Here is a 21,130-nt window from a genome sequence, read left to right as displayed (position 1 = left end):
CGAACCGGCGGCGGGCGGCCATCGGTGCGCTTGAACCCCGCCGTCGTTAGCGGAGGCACTGCGAACCCGCCGCAGAAGCCGGTGGGTCGCAACCCTGTTCAGCAATAAGCGTGCCGCGCTCAAAAGCCCGTGCGGCGGGCCTCATCGGCCGGTGGCGCACCGAAAGCGGACCGGCGCCGGCGCGCCGCGCACGGGCGTCGTGCGCCGGCGCTCTCCGCATTGGTGCGCCGGGGTTGAAGGGCGGATGGGGGCGGCGGCGCCGGTGCGCGGGGCTTTTCCGTATGCTCGGGGCCTTGCAACGCAGGGCGAACGCCCCCACGAACCCCGAAGAACTTGCCATGTGCGGCTCCGAACTCCATTCCCTTCCTGAAGGTGTCCAGCGCGTCTCCCGCGTGCTGCAGGACGCCGGCCATCCCCATGCGCCCCGCATGCTCGACGACGCCTGCCGCACCGCGCAGCAGGCCGCCGACGCGCTCGGCATCTCGGTCGGGCAGATCGCCAAGAGCATCATCTTCCGCCGCAAGAGCGACGAGGCGGCGGTGCTGGTCATCACCTCGGGCGACAAGCGCGTCGACGAGAAGAAGGTCGATGCCATCGTCGGCAAGACCGGCCGCGCCGACGCCGACTTCGTGAAGGCGCGCACCGGCTTCACCATCGGTGGCGTGTCGCCGGTGGGCCATGTGACCAAGCCCGTGGTGTTGATCGACCGCGAGCTGTTCCGCTTCGAGGAGATCTGGGCCGCCGCGGGCCATCCGCACGCGGTGTTCCAGCTGCACCCGACCGATCTCGAGAAGCTCACCGGCGCGCCGGTGGCCGACGTGGTGTGAACTTCGACGAAGCGCATGCGCTCGCCGAGCGCGCGGGCACCGTGCAGCGCATGGACGGCGAGGTGCCCTCGCCGTGCTCGTCGGTGTGCCGCATGGACCGCCTGAGCGGCTTCTGCGAAGGGTGCCTGCGCACCATCCCCGAGATCGCCGGCTGGAGCAAGATGGAAGACGACAGCCGCCGCCAGGTGTGGCGCGCGATCGAACTGCGGGCCCAGGCCGGCATCTGGCGCGTGCCCGAACCCACCACAGGAGACCACGACGCATGAAGCACATCGACTTCTATCTCGATTTCATCTCGCCCTACGCGCACCTCGCGTTCGAGCACCTGCCCGAGGCGCTCGAAGGCCTGAGCGTGAGCGTGGCCTACAAGCCGGTGCTGCTGGGCGCGCTGCTCAAGCACCACGGCCAGCTCGGGCCGGCCGAGATTCCTTCGAAGCGCAGCTGGACCTACCGCCACGTGCTGTGGCTGGGCCAGGCGCACGGCATCCCCATCGAGATGCCGGCCTCGCACCCGTACAACCCGCTGCCGCACCTGCGCCTGGCCGTGGCCACGGGCGACGACGGCAGCATCAGCCGCCTCGCGGCCGAAACCCTCTTTCGCCACGTGTGGCGCGGCGGCGAAGAGGCGGGCGATGCCACGCGGCTGGCCGCGCTCACGGCGCAGCTGCAGCCGAAGCGCGACGTGAACGGCGACGAGAACAAGGCCCTGCTCAAGCGCAACACCGACGAGGCCGTGGCGCAGGGCGTGTTCGGCGTGCCCTGCTACGTGGTCGACGGTCGCCTGTTCTGGGGCTTCGACGGCCTGGCGATGCTGCGCGCCTACCTGCAGGGCGATGCCTGGTTCGACGGTCCGCAATGGACCGGCGCCGACCAGCGGCCCTCGTTGCTGCGCAAGGGCTGAGGCTTTTTTGCTGCTTTGCAGCAAGGACTGAGGACAAACCCGCGCAGGGTCCTTGTTTCTTACAAGCTGAAACGAGCAGCGCGGGTTTCACCCTAAACCGTAAGCGCCCGTTCAGTTTCGCGAAAGCCTCGGGTCAGTCGCGCCTCCAAGAATGCCCCACGGTCCCGAATGCCGGGAACCGATGGACGCATACATACACACCAGGAGACGACGATGGCAGCCACGCTAGATTCAAGGGGAGTGCCGCATCCGGCCCCCCGGCCCATGTCCGCGGAGGAGAAGAAGGTCATCTTCGCCTCCTCGCTCGGCACCGTGTTCGAGTGGTACGACTTCTATCTGTACGGTTCGCTCGCCGCGATCATCGCGAAGCAGTTCTTCAGCGGCCTGGATGCGGGCGCGGCCTTCATCTTCGCGCTGCTGGCGTTCGCCGCCGGCTTCCTGGTGCGTCCGTTCGGCGCCATCGTGTTCGGCCGCCTGGGCGACATGATCGGTCGCAAGTACACCTTCCTGGTGACGATCCTGATCATGGGCCTGTCGACCTTCATCGTCGGCCTGCTGCCCAGCTACGCGACCATCGGCGTCGCGGCGCCGGTGATCCTGATCGCGCTGCGCATGCTGCAGGGCCTGGCGCTCGGCGGCGAGTACGGCGGTGCTGCCACCTACGTGGCCGAGCACTCGCCGCACGGCAAGCGCGGTGCCTACACCTCGTGGATCCAGACCACGGCCACGCTCGGCCTGTTCCTGAGCCTGATTGTGATCCTGGGCGTGCGCACCTGGCTCGGTGAGCAGGCGTTCGGCGAGTGGGGCTGGCGCATTCCGTTCCTGGTCTCCATCCTGCTCCTGGCCATCTCGGTGTGGATCCGCCTGACGCTGTCGGAGTCGCCGGCCTTCCAGAAGATGAAGGCCGAGGGCAAGACCTCGAAGGCACCGCTCGCCGAATCCTTCGGCCAGTGGAAGAACCTGAAGATCGTGATCCTGGCGCTGATCGGCCTCACGGCCGGCCAGGCCGTGGTCTGGTACTCGGGCCAGTTCTATGCGCTGTTCTTCCTGACGCAGCAGCTCAAGGTCGATGCGACCACGGCCAACCTGATGATCGCCGCCGCGCTGCTGCTGGGTACGCCCTTCTTCGTGGTGTTCGGCACGCTGTCCGACAAGATCGGCCGCAAGCCGATCATCATGGCCGGCTGCCTCTTGGCCGTGGTCACCTACTTCCCGGTCTTCAAGATGCTGACCGAAGCCGCCAACCCCGACCTGGCCCGTGCACAGGCCACGGCCGGCGTCACCGTGACGGCCGACCCGAAGACCTGCTCGTTCCAGGGCAACCCCGTGGCCCGCGAGATCGACTTCAAGAGCTCGTGCGACATCGCCAAGCGCTACCTGGTGCAGAACTCGGTGAGCTACGAGAACGTGGCCGGCGCACCCGGCTCCGCGGCCGTCGTGAAGATCGGCGACAAGACCGTCGAGGCGCCCACCGGCGTGGTCGCGAACTCCAAGTTCGACGAGACCAGCGTCAAGGCCATCGCCGCCTTCAAGAAGGGCGTGGCCGAAGACCTGAAGGTCGCGGGCTACCCGTCCAAGGCCGATCCCGCCAAGATCAACAAGGTGCTGACCATCGTGTTGCTGTTCTGGCTGGTGCTGCTGGTGACCATGGTCTACGGCCCGATCGCCGCGATGCTGGTCGAGATGTTCCCCACGCGCATCCGCTACACCTCGATGAGCCTGCCGTACCACATCGGCAACGGCTGGTTCGGCGGCCTGCTGCCGACCACCGCCTTCGCCATCGTGGCCTCGACCGGCAACATGTACAACGGCCTGTGGTACCCGATCATCATCGCGGGCATCACGCTGGTGATCGGCACGCTGTTCATCCGCGAGACCAAGGACGTGGACATCTACGCCAACGACTGATCCTCGGCGGCATCTGGAGGGGGCCGCGCGGCGGCTGCCCTCCGTTCAACAAAGAGGCTTCATGCCCCGCGGCATGAGGCCTTTTTCTTGAACCCTCTTCATCCCCCGTTTCACCTTCTCAGGAGACAGTCCCCATGTGGAAAATCGTAGTCGGCTTCGTCATCTTCGCCGCCATTGCCCTGTATGTGATTTCGATGGGCGGCGACAAGATCGACATGTCCGGCGAGAAGCACGGCGGCGACACGACGCACGCCCCCGCACCGGCGGCCACGCCGGCGCCTGGCGCATCGGCACCGGCTGCCGCGGCCTCCGCCGCGAAGTAACGCAACGGGGCGCGCGTCAGCGCTTGAAGCGGCCTTCGCTGATGATCGCGAGGTCCGCGAAGTCGATGCCGCTGTGGTCCTGCGGCGAGTAGCTCACCTCGAGCCCGCCGCCCAGGTCGTAGCCCTTGAGGCTTTCGAGCGCCGCGAGCACCTTGGCGCGCGTGGGCTTGGGGCCGGCGCGGCGCAATGCCTCCACCAGCACCTTGGCCGAGGCGAAGCCTTCGAGCGCGGCCGGTGACAGCTCGCCCTGGCCCTTGGCGCGGGCGAGCGTCAGCGCCTCCTTCACCATCGGCTGGCCCATCGAGCGTTCGCTGGGGAACACCTGCGTCACGATCACGCCGCGGCTGGCGTCGCCCAGCTGCTTGATGAAGCCCGACGAGGCGTTGTTCGACAGCGTGACCACCTGCGCCGCCGAGCCCGCGGCGCGCAGCGCCTTGATGCCGTCGACCACCGCCACGCCCGAGCCGATCCACACCACCGCCTGCGCGTCGGCCTTCATGATGGCGGGCACGATGGTCTTGTAGTCGGGCTTCTCGCGGTCGGCCGGAACGGTCGCGATCGGCTGGGCCTTGCCCTTGGTGAAGCCGTTCATCGCGCCCTGGAGCGCGTCGGCGCCGAACGAGTCGGTCACGTGGACCACGGCGATGCGCGTGAGGCCGATGGTCAGCAGGTGCTGCACCGCCTTCTCGGCCTCGCGCTGGTAGGTGGCGCGCACGTTGAACACATGCTTTTGCAGCGGCTTGTGCAACACCATCGCGCCGGTCGAGGGGCCGATGAGCGCCACCTCGTTCTTGTCCAGGTAGGGGATGATGGCCTGCGAGTGCGGCGTGCCGCGGCTCATGAAGAGCGCCAGCACCTTCTTGTCCTCGATCAGCACGCGCGCGTTATCGCCCGCGCGCTTGACGTCGAAGGCGTCGTCCATGCGGATGACCTCGATCTTCTCGCCGTGGATGCCGCCCTGGGCATTGGCCGCGTCGATCACCAGTTGCGCGCCGCCGATGGTCTCGTTCACGCTCGCGGCCACCGAGCCGGTCATGCCCGCGGTCTGGCCGATCACGATCTGGGCCGAGGCGCCCATTGCGCACAGCGCCAGCAGGGCCGCCACGCCGAGCGCGTGCCGTGAACCTGCCACTTTCTTCTTCGTCATGAAAGCCTTTCGGAGCCTTCGGGAGACTCGCTGAACAATTGTGAAAACAAATGTCGCATTTGTTTCATAAAGTGTCTTTGGACGCATCCAGACAAACCCCTGCGCGGGCGCCGCCCATGCGCCGGGGCGGGCCGAAGCGTCACGAAGCACTCCCTAGAATGTTTGCCCCACCCCCCAAGGCACTCATGACACAGGGCTCCATCCGGATTCGCGGCGCGCGCCAGCACAACCTCCAGAACCTCGACCTCGACATCCGCACCGGCGAGATGACCGTGGTCACCGGGCCCAGCGGCTCGGGCAAGTCGAGCCTCGTGTTCGACACCCTCTACGCCGAAGGCCAGCGCCGCTACGTGGAGACCTTTTCCGCCTACGCGCGCCAGTTCCTGGACCGCATGGACAAGCCCGCCGTCGACAAGGTGGAGGGCGTGCCGCCCGCCATCGCCATCGACCAGACCAACCCGGTGCGCTCCTCGCGCTCCACGGTCGGCACGATGACCGAGCTGAACGACCACCTGAAGCTGCTCTACGCGCGCGCGGCCCAGCTGTTCGACCGCGAGACCGCGCTGCCGGTGCGCCACGACTCGCCCGACAGCATCTACGCGCAGATCGCCGAGCGCGCGGCGGCGGCGGGCGACCCGCGCATCGTCATCACCTTCCCGGTCGAGCTGCCGGCCGGCACCACGGCGGACGAAGTGACGCAGTGGCTGTCGGCCAGCGGCTTCACGCGGGTGCAGTCCGAACGCGAGGTGGCCACGCCCACGGGCCCGCGCAAGGTGCTCGACGTGGTGGCCGACCGCTTCCGCATCTCGAGCGCGGAGCGCGCGCGCGTGGTCGAGGCCATCGAGGTGGCGCTCAAGCGCGGCAGCGGGCGCGTCACCGTGCATGCGACCGGCGCCGAGGAAAACGCGCCGACCGACGTCTGGAAGTTCTCCACCGGCCTGCATTGCCCGGAAAGCGACATCCGCTACACCGACCCCATCCCGTCGATGTTCTCGTTCAACTCGGCGGTGGGCGCCTGCGACACCTGCCGCGGCTTCGGCCGCGTGATCGGCGTCGACCTGGGGCTCGTGATCCCGAACGACAAGCTCACGCTGCGCGCCGGCGCCATCAAGACCATCCAGACGCCCGCGTGGAAAGAGGCGCAGGACGACCTCATGCGCCACGCCGAGGCGGCGGGCATTCCGCGCGACACGCCGTGGAACAAGCTCACCGAGGAGCAGAAGCACTGGGTGATCGAGGGCACGCCCAATTACAAGGACGGCAACTGGAACAAGCAGTGGTACGGCGTGCGCCGCTTCTTCGGCTACCTGGAGAGCAAGGCCTACAAGATGCACATCCGCGTGCTCTTGTCGAAGTACCGCAGCTACACGCCGTGCCCGGTTTGCAGCGGCGCGCGCCTGAAGCTCGACCCGCTGCTGTGGCGCATCGGCAGCAAGGACGACGCCGACGCGGTGCTGCCGCCTGAAAAGCGCTTTCTTCCCACCGGCGCGAAGTGGAGCCGCGCGCAGCTCGAGGCGCTGCCCGGCCTGTGCCTGCACGACCTGATGCTGCTGCCCATCGAGCGGCTGCGCAAGTTCTTCGACCGCGTGGAGCACCACGGCAACGGCAGCCCCGCGAGCGAAGGGGAAGCCCAAGCGCTGAAGCTGCTGTTCGAGGAAATCACCACGCGCCTGCGCTACCTGCACGACGTGGGCATCGGCTACCTCACGCTCGACCGCCAGAGCCGCACGCTCAGCGGCGGCGAGGTGCAGCGCATCAACCTCACGACGGCGCTGGGCACCTCGCTGGTGAACACGCTGTTCGTGCTCGACGAGCCCAGCATCGGCCTGCACCCGCGCGACATGAACCGCATCACCGAGGCCATGCTGCGCCTGCGCGATGCCGGCAACACGCTGGTGGTGGTCGAGCACGACCCGGCCGTGATGCTCGCGGCCGACCGCGTGATCGACATGGGCCCCGGCCCCGGCGCGCGCGGCGGGCAGATCGTGTTCGACGGCGGCACCGACCAGCTGCGCGACGCCGACACGCTCACCGGCCAGTACCTGGGCGGGCGCAAGAAGATCGGCATGGGCTTCAAGCGGCTCGTGAGCGAGAACACGCACCGGCTCATCCTCGAAGGCGTGCGCGAGCACAACCTGAAGAACATCACGGTCGACTTTCCGCTCGCGCGCCTGGTGTGCGTGACCGGCGTGAGCGGCTCGGGCAAGTCCACGCTCATCCAGGACGTGCTGGCGCCCGCGCTCATGCGCCACTTCGGCAAGGCCACCGAGACGCCGGGCGCGCACGACCGCATGCTCGGCGCCGATCACCTGGGCGACGTGGTGTTCGTCGACCAGTCGCCCATCGGCAAGACCGCGCGCTCCAACCCCGCGAGCTACGTGGGCGCGTGGGACGCCATCCGCGAGATCTTCGCCACCGCGGCGCTGTCGCGCCAGCGCGGCTACACCGCGAGCAAGTTCAGCTTCAACTCCGGCGACGGGCGCTGCCCGACCTGCGGCGGCTCGGGCTTCGAGCACGTCGAGATGCAGTTCCTGTCGGACGTGTACCTGCGCTGCCCCGACTGCGACGGCAAGCGCTACCGGCCCGAGATCCTCGAAGTGAAGATCGAGCGCAAGGGCCGCGGCTACAACGTGGCCGACATCCTGGAGCTCACCGTGGCCGAGGCCGCGGCGCTGTTCGACACCGACCGCGACGTGCTGCGCGTGCTGCAGCCCATCGTCGACGTGGGCCTGGACTACGTGAAGCTCGGCCAGCCCGTGCCCACGCTCTCGGGCGGCGAGGCACAGCGCCTGAAGCTCGCGGGCTTCCTGGCCGAGGCCGCCAAGAGCGCGACCGCGAGCCGCCAGATGGTGGCGCGCAAGGGCACGCTGTTCCTGTTCGACGAGCCGACCACCGGCCTGCACTTCGACGACATCGCGCGGCTCATGCGCGCGCTGCGCAAGCTGCTCGACGCCGGCCATTCGCTCATCGTCATCGAGCACAACCTCGACGTGATCCGCGCCAGCGACTGGCTCATCGACCTCGGTCCCGAAGGCGGCGACGCCGGCGGCCAGGTGGTGGCCGAGGGCACGCCCGAGCAGCTGCGCGAGAACCGCGCCTCGCTCACCGGCGCGGCGCTGGCCGACTACGAACTCGCCGTCGGCCCGGGCGCCTACAAGGTGGCCGAGCGCGCGGCGCGACGCTACATCGCCAACGCGAAGACGGCGCCCGGCGGCAACGCCATCGAGATCGTCAATGCGCGCGAGCACAACCTGAAGAACCTCAGCGTGGACATTCCGCGCGGCAAGTTCAGCGTGGTGACGGGCGTGAGCGGCTCGGGCAAGTCGACGCTGGCGTTCGACATTCTTTTCAATGAAGGCCAGCGCCGGTACCTCGAATCGCTCAACGCCTACGCGCGCAGCATCGTGCAGCCCGCGGGCCGGCCCGAGGTGGACGCGGTGTACGGCATTCCGCCGACCGTGGCCATCGAGCAGCGCCTGTCGCGCGGCGGGCGCAAGAGCACGGTGGGCACCACCACCGAGGTGTGGCACTTCCTGCGCCTGCTGTACGTGAAGCTGGGCATCCAGCACTGCGTGCACGACGGCGCGGCCGTGCAGCCGCAGACGCCCGACAGCATCGCCGCGCAGCTCATGCGCAACTTCAAGGGCCAGCACATCGGCCTGCTCGCGCCGCTGGTGAGCAACCGCAAGGGCGTGTACACCGAGCTGGCCGACTGGGCGCGCCCGCGCGGCTTCACCCACCTGCGCGTGGACGGCGACTTTTTGCCGACCACGGGCTTTCCGCGCATCGACCGCTTCAAGGAGCACAGCATCGAGCTGCCCGTGGCCAGCCTCGACGTGCTGCCTTCGCAGGAGAACGAGCTGCGCGCGGCGCTCACCAGGGCGCTCGAGCACGGCAAGGGCGTGGTCCATGTGCTGAGCGAACTCGACGGCCTGCGCGCCGCCATGATGGCCGGCGTGTCCGCCGTGGGCATCGGCCGCGTGCAGGTGTTCTCCACGCTGCGCGCCTGCCCGGTGTGCAGCACCAGCTATGCCGAACTCGATCCGCGCCTGTTCAGCTACAACAGCAAGCACGGCTGGTGTCCCGACTGCGTGGGCACGGGCGTGAAGCTCAGCAAGGATCAGCGCAAGGTCTTCGACGATTCGATCCGCGACGACGACAGCAAGGGCCGCGAGCAGACCTTCGCCGAGCCCGAGGTCGAAGACCTGGCCGACGTGGCCTGCCCGACCTGCGAAGGCACGCGCCTGAACGCCACCGCGCGCGCCGTGGGCTTCGGCACCGCGGCCGACGGCTCGGGCGGCATCGGCATCACGCAGCTGGCGCGCATGAGCGTGACCGAGGTGCGCCAGTGGTTCGAAGGGCTGGTGCTCAACGGCCGCGAAGCCGAGATCGCGCGCGACCTCGTGCCCGAGATCAAGAGCCGCCTCGAATTCCTCGAGGAAGTGGGCCTGGGCTACCTCACGCTCGACCGTGGCGCGCCCACGCTCTCGGGCGGCGAGGCGCAGCGCATCCGCCTGGCGGCGCAGCTGGGCAGCAACCTGCAGGGCGTGTGCTACGTGCTCGACGAGCCGACCATCGGCCTGCATGCGCGCGACAACCAGATCCTGCTGAACGCGTTGCACAAGCTCGGCGAGAAGGGCAACACGCTGGTGGTGGTGGAGCACGACGAAGACACCATCCGCCGCGCCGACCACATCATCGACATCGGCCCCAGCGCCGGCAAGCGCGGCGGCCGCCTCGTGGCCGAGGGCACGGTGGCCGACATCCAGAAGGCCGGCGACTCGCAGACCGGCCGCTACCTGCGCGACGCCATCAAGCACCCGCTGCAGGCGCGCCGCCTGATTCCCTCGCCCGATCCGAAGGCCGAAGACAGCGGCAACTGGCTCACCGTGCACGGCGCCGACCTGCACAACCTGCAGGACGTGACCGCCACGCTGCCGCTGCACCGCCTCGTGGTGGTCACGGGCGTGAGCGGCTCGGGCAAGTCGACGCTGGCACGCGACGTGCTGCTGGCCAGCGTGCAGGGCATCGTGGTGCAGCGCATGACCAAGGCCGGCCGCGACGCCGATGCCGCGGGCAAGCGCCCGGCCTGGGTCGGCTGCCGCGGCGTCGACGGCTACGAGGTCATCGACCGCGTGCTCGAGGTCGACCAGACGCCGATCGGCAAGACGCCGCGCAGCTGCCCCGCCACCTACATCGGTTTCTGGGACACCATCCGCAAGCTCTTTGCCGACACCCTCGAAGCGAAGGCGCGCGGCTACGGCCCGGCGCGCTTCAGCTTCAACACCGGCGAAGGCCGTTGCCCGGGCTGCGAAGGCGCGGGCGTGCGCACCATCGAGATGAGCTTCCTGCCCGACGTGAAGGTGCCCTGCGAGGTCTGCCACGGCGCGCGCTTCAACCCCGAGACGCTGGCCGTGAGCTGGCGCGGCAAGAGCATCGGCGACGTGCTGAAGATGGAGGTCGACGAGGCGGTGGAGTTCTTCGCCAGCATGCCCAACATCGCGCATCCGCTGCAACTGCTGAAGGACGTGGGCCTGGGCTACCTCACGCTGGGGCAGCCGTCGCCCACGCTGTCGGGCGGCGAGGCGCAGCGCATCAAGCTGGTGACCGAACTGAGCAAGGTGCGCGACGACATCACGCGCCGCGGCCAGAAGGCGCCGCACACGCTGTACGTGCTCGACGAGCCGACCGTGGGCCTGCACATGGCCGACGTCGAGAAGCTGATCCACGTGCTGCACCGGCTGGTGAACGGCGGCCACAGCGTGGTGGTGATCGAGCACGACCTCGACCTGATCGCCGAAGCCGACTGGATTCTCGACCTCGGGCCCGAGGGCGGCAACGCCGGCGGGCGCATCGTGGCGGCGGCGCCGCCGGAGGAGGTGGTGCGATTGGGTACGCACACTGGCGTAGCTCTTAAGGCCGTGTTGGCACGTTGACGCGCACAGGCGCACAATGGCTTGAACCCTTGGCGCAGGCGCATCCTGAATCAGCCATGGTGGAGACCGTGTGAACGGATGAAGCGCCGTGCCGGGGGCTACGCAAGGAGCCGCGCCATGACCCGCTTCATCGATGTGCACAGCCTGGTTCGCCTGGTGGATGAGACCGGCGTCCCGGAGTTCCTCGTCACGCTGGCCGACGCGCTGCGCGACGACTTCCTGCGATGGCGCGAGTTCGACAAGAAGGCGCGCGTGGCCAGCCATTCGCACCTGGGCGTGATCGAGCTCATGCCCGTGGCGGACGATGGCGCCTATGCCTTCAAGTACGTCAACGGTCACCCGCACAACACGCAGGTCGGCCTGCCCACGGTCATGGCCTTCGGCGTGCTGGCCGAGGTCGACACGGGCTACCCCGTGCTGCTGTCCGAACTCACGCTCACCACCGCGCTGCGCACGGCCGCCACCTCGGCCATGGCCGCCAAGGCGCTGGCGCGGCCCGATTCGCGCAGCCTGGCGCTCATCGGCAACGGCTCGCAGAGCGAGTTCCAGGCGCTGGCCTTCCATGCGCTGCTGGGCATCGAGCAGGTGCGCGTGTTCGACATCGACCCGCGCGCCACCGACAAGCTGGTGCGCCACCTCGCGGCCTGCACGCCGATGGAGATCGTGCGCGCCGACTCCACCGCCGAGGCGGTGCGCGGCGCCGACATCGTGACCACCATCACCGCCTACCAGGGCCACGCGACCGTGCTCACGCCCGACATGATCGAGCCCGGCATGCACATCAACGCCGTGGGCGGCGATTCGCCCGGCAAGACCGAGCTGCACCCCGACGTGCTGCGTGGCGCGCGCGTGTTCGTCGAGTACGAGCCGCAGACCCGCATCGAGGGCGAGATCCAGCAGCTGGCGCCCGACTTCCCGGTGCACGAACTGTGGCGCGTGCTGCTGGGCGAAGTGCCGGGGCGCGAGCGGCCGGAGCAGGTCACGGTGTTCGACTCGGTCGGCTTCGCGCTGGAGGACTACACGGCGCTGCGCTGCATCCAGCAGCTGGCGCTGGAGCGCGGCGTGGGCCGGCAGATCGCGCTGGTGCCCGAGCTCGACGACCCGAAGGACCTGTTCGGTCTCACCGCCTCGGGGCGGCGCCGGGCGGTGCTGCGGCGTGCGGCATGATGGCAGGCCCTGTCGTCACGCCCTTCGCCGCTTCATGCTCACCATCTACAACGACCAGCACGCCCTGCACCAAGGCCAAGTCGAAATGTTCCGGGGCGAGCTGGTGCCCTGCTTCGAGGTGCCCGCCCGCGTCGACCATGTGAGGCACGAACTGGAACGGCGCGGCCTCGGTCCGCTGCAGGCGCCCGACGCGTTCGACGACGCGCTGCTGGCGAAGGTGCATGCGCCGCGTTACCTCGATTTCATCGCCCATGCCTGGAGCGAGTGGGTGGCGCTCGACGCCGCCAACGCCACGCGCGACGCGCTGCCCTCGTACTGGCCCACGCGCGGCATGCGCACCGACGTGTTGCCGAAGAGTTTTCCCGCGCGCCTGGGCCTCTTTGCGTTCGACGCCGGCACGCCGCTGATGGCCGGCAGCTGGGCCGCTGCGCGCCATGGCGCGGCTTGTGCGTGGACGGCGACGCAGCGCGTCCTCGGCGGCGAGCGCAGCGCCTTCGCGCTCACGCGCCCACCGGGCCACCACGCGGGCGCCGACTTCTTCGGCGGCTACTGCTTCATCAACAACGCCGCCGTCGCCGCGCAGGCGCTGCGCGACGCGGGCGTCGAACGCGTGGCCGTGCTCGATGTCGACTACCACCACGGCAACGGCACGCAGGCGATCTTCTACGAGCGCAGCGACGTGCACTTCGCCAGCCTGCACGGCGATCCGCTCACCGACTACCCGTACTACCTGGGCCATGCCGACGAGCGCGGCGCGGGCGCGGGCGAGGGCTTCAACCACAACCTGCCGCTGCCGCGCGGCACCGATTTCACGGCCTGGCGCGCGGCGCTCAAGACGGCACTCGACGGCATCGCGAAGGTCAAGGCCGGCGCCCTCGTGGTCTCGCTGGGCGTCGACACCTTCGAGGGCGACCCGATCTCGGGCTTCAAGCTGAAGAGCGGCGACTACCTGCGCATGGGCGAAGACCTCGCGCGCGCCGGCCTGCCGACGGTGTTCGTGTTCGAGGGCGGCTATGCGGTCGCCGAGGTGGGTGTGAACGCGGTCAACGTTCTCGACGGCTTCGCGCAAGCCGCGGGCTGAGGGCGGAGTTGCTTCGGCGACAGCAGTCGGGTGAGCCCCGATTGCTGCACCGGGCGGGGCAGGGCCCAATGCGCGGCTCGATCCACGCTTCAGGAGCCTTCCGTCATGTTTCGCCGTTCCCTTCTCCGTGCCGCCACGCTGGCCGCCTGCGGCCTCGCCGCGCCGCTGGCGGTGCTTGCACAGGCCTTTCCCGCGAAACCCATCAAGCTCGTGATCGCCTTTCCCGCGGGCGGCCCGACCGACATCACCATGCGCCAGCTGGCCGACAACGCCAGCAAGATCCTCGGCCAGCCCGTGATCGTCGACAACAAGCCCGGCGCCGGCGGCACGCTGCCCGCGCAGGCGCTGCAGACCGCGCAGCCCGACGGCTACACCGTCGCGCAGATTCCGCTGGGCGTGTTCCGCCTGGGCTACACCACCAAGATCAACTGGGACCCGCTCAAGGACATCACCTACGTGCTGAACGTCACCGGCTATGCCTTCGGCATCGTCGTGCCGGCCGACAGCCCCTTCAAGACCTGGGCCGACTTCGTCGCCTACGCCAAGGCCAACCCCGGCAAGCTCACCTACGGCTCGACCGGCAACCTGACCAGCCCGCACCTCACGACCGAGATCGTGGCGCAGAAGGCCGGCATCCAGCTGCAGCACGTGCCCTACAAGGGCAGCGCCGACCTGATGCTCGCGGTGGTCAGCGGCCAGCTCATGGCCGCGGCCGACAGCACCGGCTTCGCGCCGCAGGTCGAGGCCGGCAAGCTGCGCGTGCTCAACACCTGGGGCGAGAAGCGCCTGGCCAAGTTCCCCGACGCGCCCACGCTGAAGGAGCTGGGCTACGACGTGGTGCAGAACTCGCCCTTCGGCATCGGCGCCCCCAAGGGCACCTCGCCCGAGGTCGTGAAGAAGCTGCACGACGCCTTCAAGCAGGCGATGGAAGAACCCAGCTACGTGGCCTCGCTCGGCCGCTACGACATGCTGCCGAACTACATGAGCTCGGCCACGTACACCAAGTTCGCACAGGACACGGTGGTGCGCGAGAAGGTGATCATCGACAAGCTGGGGTTGGCGAAGGAAAAGTAAGGCAGGTGAACACGGCAGCGGCCACGGTCGCTGCTGAACATGGATTCCGTCCGTTTCTATGCACGTCGTCGACGACGTGCATAGAAATTCGATTTTTCGATGCGCGTTTTCGGCCTGCGCCATGCAGCGCCTACCCGATCCACGATCGGCGTCCCAAATTCACCCCCTAAAACCCTCCGTAATCTAGGCGTTAACCCTATGTAATCCCTTTGTCTTCCAGTGAAGGAAAACTCGGACCCAGTCTCGCGGCAACAAGGCCCGGACGTCCCAAAGTCGCGCCCGGTCTCGGCGCAGCGACATCCCCCTCCTGGAGTGACACCAATGAAAAAATCCCTGCTTGTTCTGGCTGCCATCGCAGCCTGCGGCGCCGCGTCGGCGCAATCGACCGTGACCCTGTTCGGCGTGGTCGATGCCGCCTACCGCAACGTAGCGAACAAGAGCGTTTCGACCACCCCCTTCGGCCCCGCCTACAGCGTGAAGGCCAGCCGCACCGAGCTGGCGAATTCGGGCCTGAGCTCGAGCCGCCTCGGCTTCCGCGGCGTGGAAGACCTGGGCGGCGGCCTGTCGGCCAGCTTCTGGCTCGAAGCCCCGATCACCAATGACGACGGCGCCACCGGCGTCTCGAACTTCACCCGCCGTTCGACGGTGAGCCTGGCGGGCAGCTTCGGCGAACTGCGCCTGGGCCGCGACAAGACCGCGACGGTGATGAACGAAGAACAGTTCGACCCGTTCGGCGACACGGGCATCGGCGGCTCGCTGATCATCGACGCCAACGAAGCCAGCGTGCCGGGCAGCGGCTACGGCAGCAACGGCACCTACAAGCGCGCCAGCAACATGGTGCAGTACTTCCTGCCGCGCCTGGGCGGCTTCTACGGCAACGTGGCCTACGGCCTGGCCGAGCAGACGCGCCTGTCGCCCGACACCGCCGCCAGCACCAACACCGGCCGCCACATCGGCGGTCGCCTGGGCTACACGACGGGTCCGTTCGACATCGCCGCCAGCTACGCGCAGAACGACACCAGCTTCACGACCGGCAGCGGCGCCGCCGCCGTGGCACGCCCGGGCAAGGTCAAGACCTTCAACCTCGGCGCGACCTACGACTTCGGCGTGGCCAAGCTGTTCGGCGAAATCTCGCGTTCGAAGGACGAGCGCAACGCGCTGAACATCTTCACGCCCGGCCAGGACGTGGACCTCACCGGCTACCTGCTGGGCGTGACCGTGCCGGTCGGCCCGGGCGTGATCCGCGCGTCGTATTCGCAGGTCAAGTACGACTTCAACCGCGTGCCCGTGTTCGGCGTGAACAACGCCGATCCGAAGGCCAACAAGCTCGCGCTGGGCTATGTGCACAACCTGTCCAAGCGCACCGCGCTGTACGGCACGGTCGCGCGCGTCAGCAACAAGAACGGCGCAGGGCTCACGGTGGGTGCAGGCCCGTCGTACGCCACCACGTTCAACCGCACCGCGCTGCAGGCCAAGAGCTCGATGGGCTACGAGTTCGGCATCCGCCACACGTTCTGATGGTTTGAGCGGTCGCGCGCCGCGCGCCCCCACCCCTGCAAGTTTCTCCAAGGGTCGTTCAACCGGTCCATTCGGCCCGCCCTGCGCGGGCCTTTTTTCGTGCGCGGCTCAGCGCGCCGACAGCACCGCGTGCGCGGCCTGCGCGAACCCCGCACCGCGCTCGCCCTGCGTCACGTAGCGCGGCAGGTGCTCCAACTGCGGCACGAAGCGCGCGACGTTCGCCACGCCGATGCTGTGCGCGAAGCTGCGGAACATCAGCTGGTCGTTGGTGGAGTCGCCCACGTAGGCCCAGCGGTCCATCTCGTCGTCGAGCGTGCGGCCCCACAGCTCGCGCACGATCCAGCGCGCGCCTTCGAGCTTGTCGTTGTCGCCGTACCAGCCGTTGATGTGGATGCTGCTCACGGTGGCGTGCATGCCTTCTCCGCGCATCAGCGCGACGACGCGCGCGATGGTGTCGTCATCGAGCGTCACGAACTCGCTGTGGTCGATCGCGATGTCGGTCTCGCGCCCGGGCGAGTCGGTGGCGCGGCCGGCGCCCGGAATCTCGTGCTCGATGCGCGCCAGCACGGCCTGCATGCGCGCGAAGTTGGCGGCGCGCGTGGCGGCGTCCTGCTGGTAGCGCTTCTCGACGCCGCCATCGGCTGCCGGGCGCAGCGCCACCGCGCCGTTCTCGGCCACGATCGCATCGACCGGCCAGCTGTTCACGAAGGGCAGGCTCCAGCCCACGGGCCGGCCGGTGATGGCGACCACCGCCAGGCCGGCGGCCTTCAGGTCGGCCAGCGCCTTCAACGCATCGGGCGTGATCGCGCCGTCGGTGGTGAGCGTGTCGTCGATGTCGGTGAACACGCCGACCAGCGCAGCGCGCGCGTCGGCGGGCCAGCGCGTGAGCGGCAACAGGTGGTGGGGCGAGGCGGGCAGGGGAGGCGAAGACATGGACAGGATTCTCGAAGAGGCCCGTGATCGTACCGGCGCTTTCGTGTAGCATCCCGCCCCCGCCGCGCTTTCAGGCCGGCGCGGCACCTTCCACCATGCCTCACATCCTCGTCGACAACCTGCGCAAGACCTACCGTGTGTCCGAGCGCGACCCCGGTCTGCGCGGCGCGTTGCACGGCCTGCTGCAGCGCCGCCACCGCTCGGTGGAGGCGCTGTCGGGCGTGTCGTTCGCGCTGGAGCGCGGCGAGCTGCTGGGCTTCATCGGGCCCAACGGCGCGGGCAAGTCGACCACCATCAAGATCCTCTCGGGCATCCTGCGGCCCGACGGCGGGCGCGTGGAAGTCGACGGCCGCGACCCCTTCGCCGACCGCGAGCGCCACGTGGCGCGCATCGGCGTGGTCTTCGGCCAGCGCACGCAGCTGTGGTGGGACCTGCCCGTGGGCGACGGCTTCGACCTGCTGCGCGACATCTACCGCGTCGATCCGCAGCGCTACCGCCGCACGCGCGACGAGCTGGTCGCGCTGCTGCACCTGGAGCGCGTGCTCGACCAGCCGGTGCGCCAGCTCTCGCTGGGCCAGCGCATGCGCGCCGAGATCGCGGCGGCGCTGCTGCACGAGCCCGACATCCTGTTCCTCGACGAGCCGACCATCGGCCTCGACGCGCCTTCGAAGCTCGCCGTGCGCGACTTCGTGCGCCGTGCCAACCGCGAGCGCGGCACCACCGTGCTGCTGACCACGCACGACATGCACGACATCGAGGCCCTGGCCCAGCGCGTGATCGTCATCGGCCACGGCCGCGTGCTGGCCGACAGCCCGGTCGAGGCGCTGCGCGCGCAGGTGATGGCCGAGCGCCGGCTGGTGGTCGACTTTGCACAGGACGCCACGCTGCCCGCGCACGTCGACGGCGCCACCGTGCATTCGCGCGACGGCCAGACGCTGGTGCTCGACTTCGACCCCAAGCAGACCCCCGCGCCCGCGCTCATCGCCCGCATCGCCGGCGCGCACGCCGTGGAAGACATCCGCCTCGAAGGCCTCGCGATCGAAGCCGTGATCGCGCGCTTCTACGCCATGCACGGAGCGGCCGAGGCGTGAGGCCGGCCATGGGCCCGCGCGACCTCGCCCGGCCGTATGTCGCGGCGTTCGTCTCGCGCTTCCTGCAGATGCTGCAGTACCGCACGGCGGCGCTCGCAGGCTTTGCCACCCAGTGCTGGTGGGGCGGCATCAAGGTGATGGTGTTCGCCGCGTTCTACAGCGGCAGCGCCATCGCGGGCGCGGCCTCGTCGATGTCGCTGGCCCAGGCCATCACCTACACCTGGCTCGCGCAAGGCCTGCTGGTGCTGATGCCCTGGCTGGGCGACCCGGAAGTGGCGCAGGCCGCGCGCACCGGCGCGGTGGCCTACGACCGGCTGCGCCCGGTGGACGCCTACGCGCTGTGGTTCGCGCGCACGGCCGGCTGGATCGCGGCGCGCCTGCTGCCGCGCGTGGCGCTGATGGCGGCCTTCGCGGCGGTCGCATTGCCGCTGGTCGGGCTGGGCGACTGGGCCTGGCAATTGCCCGCGAACGCGCTGGCCGGCGCGGCGTTCCTGCTGTCGGTGGGGCTGGGCCTGTTGCTCTCGACCGCGATGGTGATGCTGCTCAACGTGGCGACCACGGCGGCGCTCAACGAGCGCGGCATCCAGGCGGTGGCGACGCCCGTGGTCATCGTGTTCTCGGGCAACCTGCTGCCGCTGGCGCTGCTGCCCGACGCCTGGCAGACCGCGCTGCTGGTGCAGCCGCTGGCGGGGCTGTTCGACATTCCGGCACGGCTGTACTTCGGGCACCTGAGCGGCTGGCATGCGCTGGCCGCGCTGGGGCTGCAGTGCTTCTGGATCGTCGCGCTGGTCGCGTTCGGGCGGATGGCGATGGGGCGCACGATGCGCAGTCTGCAGGTGCAGGGTGGCTAGAGTGACGGGCGCGCGCAGGGAGCCACTCCCGCCCTCGGAGGCAGCACTGTCGCATGGTGGCGGGTGCGACAACCCCGCCCCTGCCATGCGCCCCGTCATTCCCGTTGAAGCCGATGCGCCGACGCCCCTCGCCGTGCGGACCGTGACCTGCGCGATCGACCAGATCGCCGTGGCCGATCTGCCGCGCAGCGCCAGCTCCCCACTCTTCGAACGCCTTCGCCGCTCCGTGCGCGGCGTGACGCTTCGCACGCCGCCTTCGCACGAGGCCGCGCGCTGGCACACGCACACGATCGGCGGCGTCGCGCGGCGCCTTGCGCAGCCCCTCACGTTCACGCCGTACGCGTCCGTGAAGTCTTGCTCGGCACGTTGCGGCTTCTGCTCGGAAAACCTGCGCAAGACCGAGGGCGGAACCTCGGCGTCCCGGCTGCGTCCGGCGCCCGACTACTTCGACGGCCTGTCCCGCGCGCTGCGCGCCTTGCGCGGCGTGCCGTTGTCGTGGTCGCTCTCGGGCCTGGAAACGAGCGACGACGCCGACTGGATGCTTCGGCTGCTGCACACGCTGGCCGCGGGCGAAAGCCAGGGCCCGGTGGTCGAAGATCGTGTGCTCTATACCAACGGCGCAGGCTTTGCCGGCCCGCAGGGCGAGGTGCTGCGGCGAGCGCTGCAAGGCTTCGAAATGAGCTGGCTGGAGCTGTCCCGCCACCACCACGACGGCGCGGTCAACCAGGCCATCATGCGATTCCGGCCCGAGGTGGCCATCGGCGATCCCGTCGTGTTCGAGCGCACCGCGCGCCAGCTCGCCGATGCGGTGGCGCTGCGGCTCGTGTGCATCCTCCAGCGCGGCGGCGTCGCGCAGCCGACCGACGTGGCCGCGTACCTCGCGTGGGCACGGCAATGCGGCGCCGGGACCGTCGTCTTCCGGGAGTTCTCGCGGCTCGACGAGGGCTACCGCGACAACGCCACCGCGCGCTACCTGCGCGCGCAGCGGGTCTCGATGGACGCGCTGCTGACGGCCTGCCTCGACGACCCCGACATCTCGCGCGGGTGGACCCTCGAAAGCCTCACCGAGGGCTACTACTTCTGGAACCTGCGCCTGCGCACCGACAGCGGCCTGACGGTCGTCTTCGAAAGCGCCGACTACGGCGCCATGCACGCGCGCCACGCGACCGGCGATGTCTACAAGCTCGTCTACTTTGCCGACGGACAGCTCTGCGCCGGCTGGGAGCCGGGGCACGACGTGCTGCTCGACACGCGCACCGCGAAGGCCTGCCCATGAGCAGTCACAGCTGGCTGAAGCTCGACCATGAATCGCCGCGCTACCGGCTGCCGGACGACCTGCGCACGCGGGACCCGATGGGCGGGCGCGATTGCGGATGGCTCGAGCAGATGCTGCCCTTCGTGCGCCGGTTCTCGCAACCGGGCGACATGGTGTTCGACCCCTTCGCCGGCTTCGGCACGACGCTGCTCGCGGCGCGCCTCGAGGACCGACGGGCCTTGGGCTGCGAAGTCGATGCAGGCCGCATCGACCTCATCCGCGAGCGGCTGGCACGCCACGGCCTCGCCCACGGCACGACGCTCCTGCACGCCTCGTGCGATGCGCTCGAAGACGCCGCGCTCCCGCCCTTCGACCTCTGCCTGACGAACGTGCCCTACTTCGGTTGCCGCTGGGCCGGTGCGCAGGCAACCTCCCAGCTTTACGACAGCCCGAGCTACGCGCAGCACCTCGATGGCCTGCGCAACGTCTTCCACCGCGTGCGCGCCGGATTGCGCGAGGGCGGTGCCTGCATCGCGATGGTGGAGAACCTCCGGATCGGCGATCGCGTGCTGCCGCTGGCCTTCGATCTCGCCCGCATCCTGGGTTCGCTCTTCACGATGGAGGAGGAGCGCGTGCTGGTCTATCCGCACGACGCGGCAGACAACGACACCGATGCCCGCACCGACCGGCGCCACGAGCACGCACTGGTCTTTCGCAAGCAGCGCGAGCGCATCGACCTGCCGGCCACCGCTGCGCTGCTCGATGCCATGCGCGCCGCAGGACACGTCTTCACGCTGTTCGGCAGCTTCGCGCGCTGGCAGCAGGACCCACAGGGCCCTCCGCCCGCAGACGCCGACATCCGCGTCGACGCCGACCCGCAGCGCCTGGACGCCCTGCTGCGATGGCTGCAAGGGCAGGGCTTCTCGGTGACGAGCTGGGGCGACCCGGTCACCACACCCCTTCACCTCGACAGCTACCGCGGCCGCTTCTACTTCCGCGCCGACCGCATCGATGCCCGCGGCGCATTGATCCGGCTCGACATCTGCTACGAGCAATGAGCGGCATGACGCAACCCGCACAGCGGTGGACCGACCCGCACCACGACCGCGCTCGGTGTG

At 69.3% G+C, this 21,130-nt stretch carries 16 protein-coding genes; 14 read left to right on the top strand and 2 right to left on the bottom strand.

The features are described from left to right. The first annotated feature begins 338 nt into the window (after positions 1–338). The 5 genes from AC07YS_RS02580 (at position 339) to AC07YS_RS02560 (ending at position 3,959) form a co-directional block, all read left to right on the top strand. The gene (locus AC07YS_RS02580) at positions 339–827 is read left to right on the top strand and encodes a YbaK/EbsC family protein (RefSeq protein ID WP_062477348.1); all 489 of its coding nucleotides are present in this window, start codon (positions 339–341) and stop codon (positions 825–827) included. After that, positions 824–1,093 (top strand): DUF1289 domain-containing protein, encoded by a 270-nt coding sequence (locus AC07YS_RS02575; protein ID WP_082818188.1) that lies wholly within the window; start codon positions 824–826, stop codon positions 1,091–1,093. The genes AC07YS_RS02580 and AC07YS_RS02575 overlap by 4 nt, the downstream gene beginning before the upstream one ends. Continuing rightward, on the top strand, positions 1,090–1,728 hold the full coding sequence (locus AC07YS_RS02570) for a 2-hydroxychromene-2-carboxylate isomerase (protein WP_495266981.1): 639 nt from the start codon (positions 1,090–1,092) through the stop codon (positions 1,726–1,728). The genes AC07YS_RS02575 and AC07YS_RS02570 overlap by 4 nt, the downstream gene beginning before the upstream one ends. Positions 1,729–1,941: 213 nt before the next feature. Then, entirely contained in the window at positions 1,942–3,636 is a 1,695-nt protein-coding gene (locus tag AC07YS_RS02565) for an MFS transporter (protein WP_062477354.1), read from the top strand. 134 nt (positions 3,637–3,770) lie between these two features. Then, the gene (locus AC07YS_RS02560) at positions 3,771–3,959 is read left to right on the top strand and encodes a hypothetical protein (RefSeq protein ID WP_056577413.1); all 189 of its coding nucleotides are present in this window, start codon (positions 3,771–3,773) and stop codon (positions 3,957–3,959) included. 16 nt (positions 3,960–3,975) lie between these two features. Here the strand turns inward: AC07YS_RS02560 and AC07YS_RS02555 are convergent, their stop codons facing one another. Continuing rightward, positions 3,976–5,106 (bottom strand): ABC transporter substrate-binding protein, encoded by a 1,131-nt coding sequence (locus tag AC07YS_RS02555; RefSeq protein ID WP_062477357.1) that lies wholly within the window; start codon positions 5,104–5,106, stop codon positions 3,976–3,978. Positions 5,107–5,291: 185 nt separating this feature from the next. On the opposite strand from AC07YS_RS02555, the gene uvrA reads away from it, so the two are divergent. From uvrA to AC07YS_RS02530, 5 genes are all read left to right on the top strand, one after another. Next, positions 5,292–11,042 carry an excinuclease ABC subunit UvrA gene (gene uvrA, locus AC07YS_RS02550; protein WP_495267103.1) on the top strand — a complete coding sequence of 1,917 codons (5,751 nt, stop codon included), beginning with the start codon at positions 5,292–5,294 and terminating at the stop codon, positions 11,040–11,042. A 117-nt stretch (positions 11,043–11,159) separates the two neighbouring features. Beyond that, positions 11,160–12,209, top strand: a complete 1,050-nt coding sequence (ocd, locus tag AC07YS_RS02545; protein WP_495266982.1) for an ornithine cyclodeaminase — start codon at positions 11,160–11,162, stop codon at positions 12,207–12,209. 34 nt (positions 12,210–12,243) lie between these two features. Continuing rightward, complete coding sequence (locus tag AC07YS_RS02540) at positions 12,244–13,290, top strand: histone deacetylase family protein (protein ID WP_495266983.1); 1,047 nt, start codon at positions 12,244–12,246, stop codon at positions 13,288–13,290. 105 nt (positions 13,291–13,395) lie between these two features. Beyond that, positions 13,396–14,364: a Bug family tripartite tricarboxylate transporter substrate binding protein gene (locus AC07YS_RS02535; RefSeq protein ID WP_495266984.1), complete on the top strand. Its 969-nt coding sequence runs from the start codon at positions 13,396–13,398 to the stop codon at positions 14,362–14,364. 321 nt (positions 14,365–14,685) lie between these two features. Next, positions 14,686–15,882: a porin gene (locus AC07YS_RS02530; protein WP_492679886.1), complete on the top strand. Its 1,197-nt coding sequence runs from the start codon at positions 14,686–14,688 to the stop codon at positions 15,880–15,882. Positions 15,883–15,990: 108 nt separating this feature from the next. Here the strand turns inward: AC07YS_RS02530 and AC07YS_RS02525 are convergent, their stop codons facing one another. After that, positions 15,991–16,815: an HAD-IIB family hydrolase gene (locus AC07YS_RS02525; protein ID WP_495266985.1), complete on the bottom strand. Its 825-nt coding sequence runs from the start codon at positions 16,813–16,815 to the stop codon at positions 15,991–15,993. 95 nt (positions 16,816–16,910) lie between these two features. Here AC07YS_RS02525 and AC07YS_RS02520 point away from each other — a divergent pair, with 95 nt between their 5' ends. The 4 genes from AC07YS_RS02520 (at position 16,911) to AC07YS_RS02505 (ending at position 21,070) form a co-directional block, all read left to right on the top strand. After that, positions 16,911–17,906: an ABC transporter ATP-binding protein gene (locus AC07YS_RS02520; RefSeq protein WP_495266986.1), complete on the top strand. Its 996-nt coding sequence runs from the start codon at positions 16,911–16,913 to the stop codon at positions 17,904–17,906. A gap of 8 nt (positions 17,907–17,914) precedes the next feature. Beyond that, entirely contained in the window at positions 17,915–18,757 is an 843-nt protein-coding gene (locus tag AC07YS_RS02515) for an ABC transporter permease (RefSeq protein WP_495266987.1), read from the top strand. Between the two features lie 85 nt (positions 18,758–18,842). Beyond that, the gene (locus AC07YS_RS02510; protein WP_495266988.1) at positions 18,843–20,033 is read left to right on the top strand and encodes a hypothetical protein; all 1,191 of its coding nucleotides are present in this window, start codon (positions 18,843–18,845) and stop codon (positions 20,031–20,033) included. Beyond that, the gene (locus AC07YS_RS02505) at positions 20,030–21,070 is read left to right on the top strand and encodes a DNA methyltransferase (RefSeq protein ID WP_495266989.1); all 1,041 of its coding nucleotides are present in this window, start codon (positions 20,030–20,032) and stop codon (positions 21,068–21,070) included. Before AC07YS_RS02510 ends, AC07YS_RS02505 begins: the two co-directional genes overlap by 4 nt. Positions 21,071–21,130 lie beyond the last annotated feature (60 nt).

Source organism: Variovorax sp. GW458-11-26-14-LB1, from assembly GCF_059423965.1.
The sequence above is the reverse complement of the archived record's forward strand: the minus strand, read 5'-3'. Positions and strand labels throughout refer to the sequence as shown.

Coding starts and splice junctions, on each gene's coding strand:
- AC07YS_RS02580 (WP_062477348.1), top strand. CDS start 339: ATGTGCGGCTCCGAACTCCATTCCCTTCCTGAAGGTGTCCAGCGCGTC.
- AC07YS_RS02570 (WP_495266981.1), top strand. CDS start 1,090: ATGAAGCACATCGACTTCTATCTCGATTTCATCTCGCCCTACGCGCAC.
- AC07YS_RS02565 (WP_062477354.1), top strand. CDS start 1,942: ATGGCAGCCACGCTAGATTCAAGGGGAGTGCCGCATCCGGCCCCCCGG.
- AC07YS_RS02560 (WP_056577413.1), top strand. CDS start 3,771: ATGTGGAAAATCGTAGTCGGCTTCGTCATCTTCGCCGCCATTGCCCTG.
- AC07YS_RS02555 (WP_062477357.1), bottom strand. CDS start 5,106: ATGACGAAGAAGAAAGTGGCAGGTTCACGGCACGCGCTCGGCGTGGCG.
- uvrA (WP_495267103.1), top strand. CDS start 5,292: ATGACACAGGGCTCCATCCGGATTCGCGGCGCGCGCCAGCACAACCTC.
- ocd (WP_495266982.1), top strand. CDS start 11,160: ATGACCCGCTTCATCGATGTGCACAGCCTGGTTCGCCTGGTGGATGAG.
- AC07YS_RS02540 (WP_495266983.1), top strand. CDS start 12,244: ATGCTCACCATCTACAACGACCAGCACGCCCTGCACCAAGGCCAAGTC.
- AC07YS_RS02535 (WP_495266984.1), top strand. CDS start 13,396: ATGTTTCGCCGTTCCCTTCTCCGTGCCGCCACGCTGGCCGCCTGCGGC.
- AC07YS_RS02530 (WP_492679886.1), top strand. CDS start 14,686: ATGAAAAAATCCCTGCTTGTTCTGGCTGCCATCGCAGCCTGCGGCGCC.
- AC07YS_RS02525 (WP_495266985.1), bottom strand. CDS start 16,815: ATGTCTTCGCCTCCCCTGCCCGCCTCGCCCCACCACCTGTTGCCGCTC.
- AC07YS_RS02520 (WP_495266986.1), top strand. CDS start 16,911: ATGCCTCACATCCTCGTCGACAACCTGCGCAAGACCTACCGTGTGTCC.
- AC07YS_RS02515 (WP_495266987.1), top strand. CDS start 17,915: ATGGGCCCGCGCGACCTCGCCCGGCCGTATGTCGCGGCGTTCGTCTCG.
- AC07YS_RS02510 (WP_495266988.1), top strand. CDS start 18,843: ATGCGCCCCGTCATTCCCGTTGAAGCCGATGCGCCGACGCCCCTCGCC.
- AC07YS_RS02505 (WP_495266989.1), top strand. CDS start 20,030: ATGAGCAGTCACAGCTGGCTGAAGCTCGACCATGAATCGCCGCGCTAC.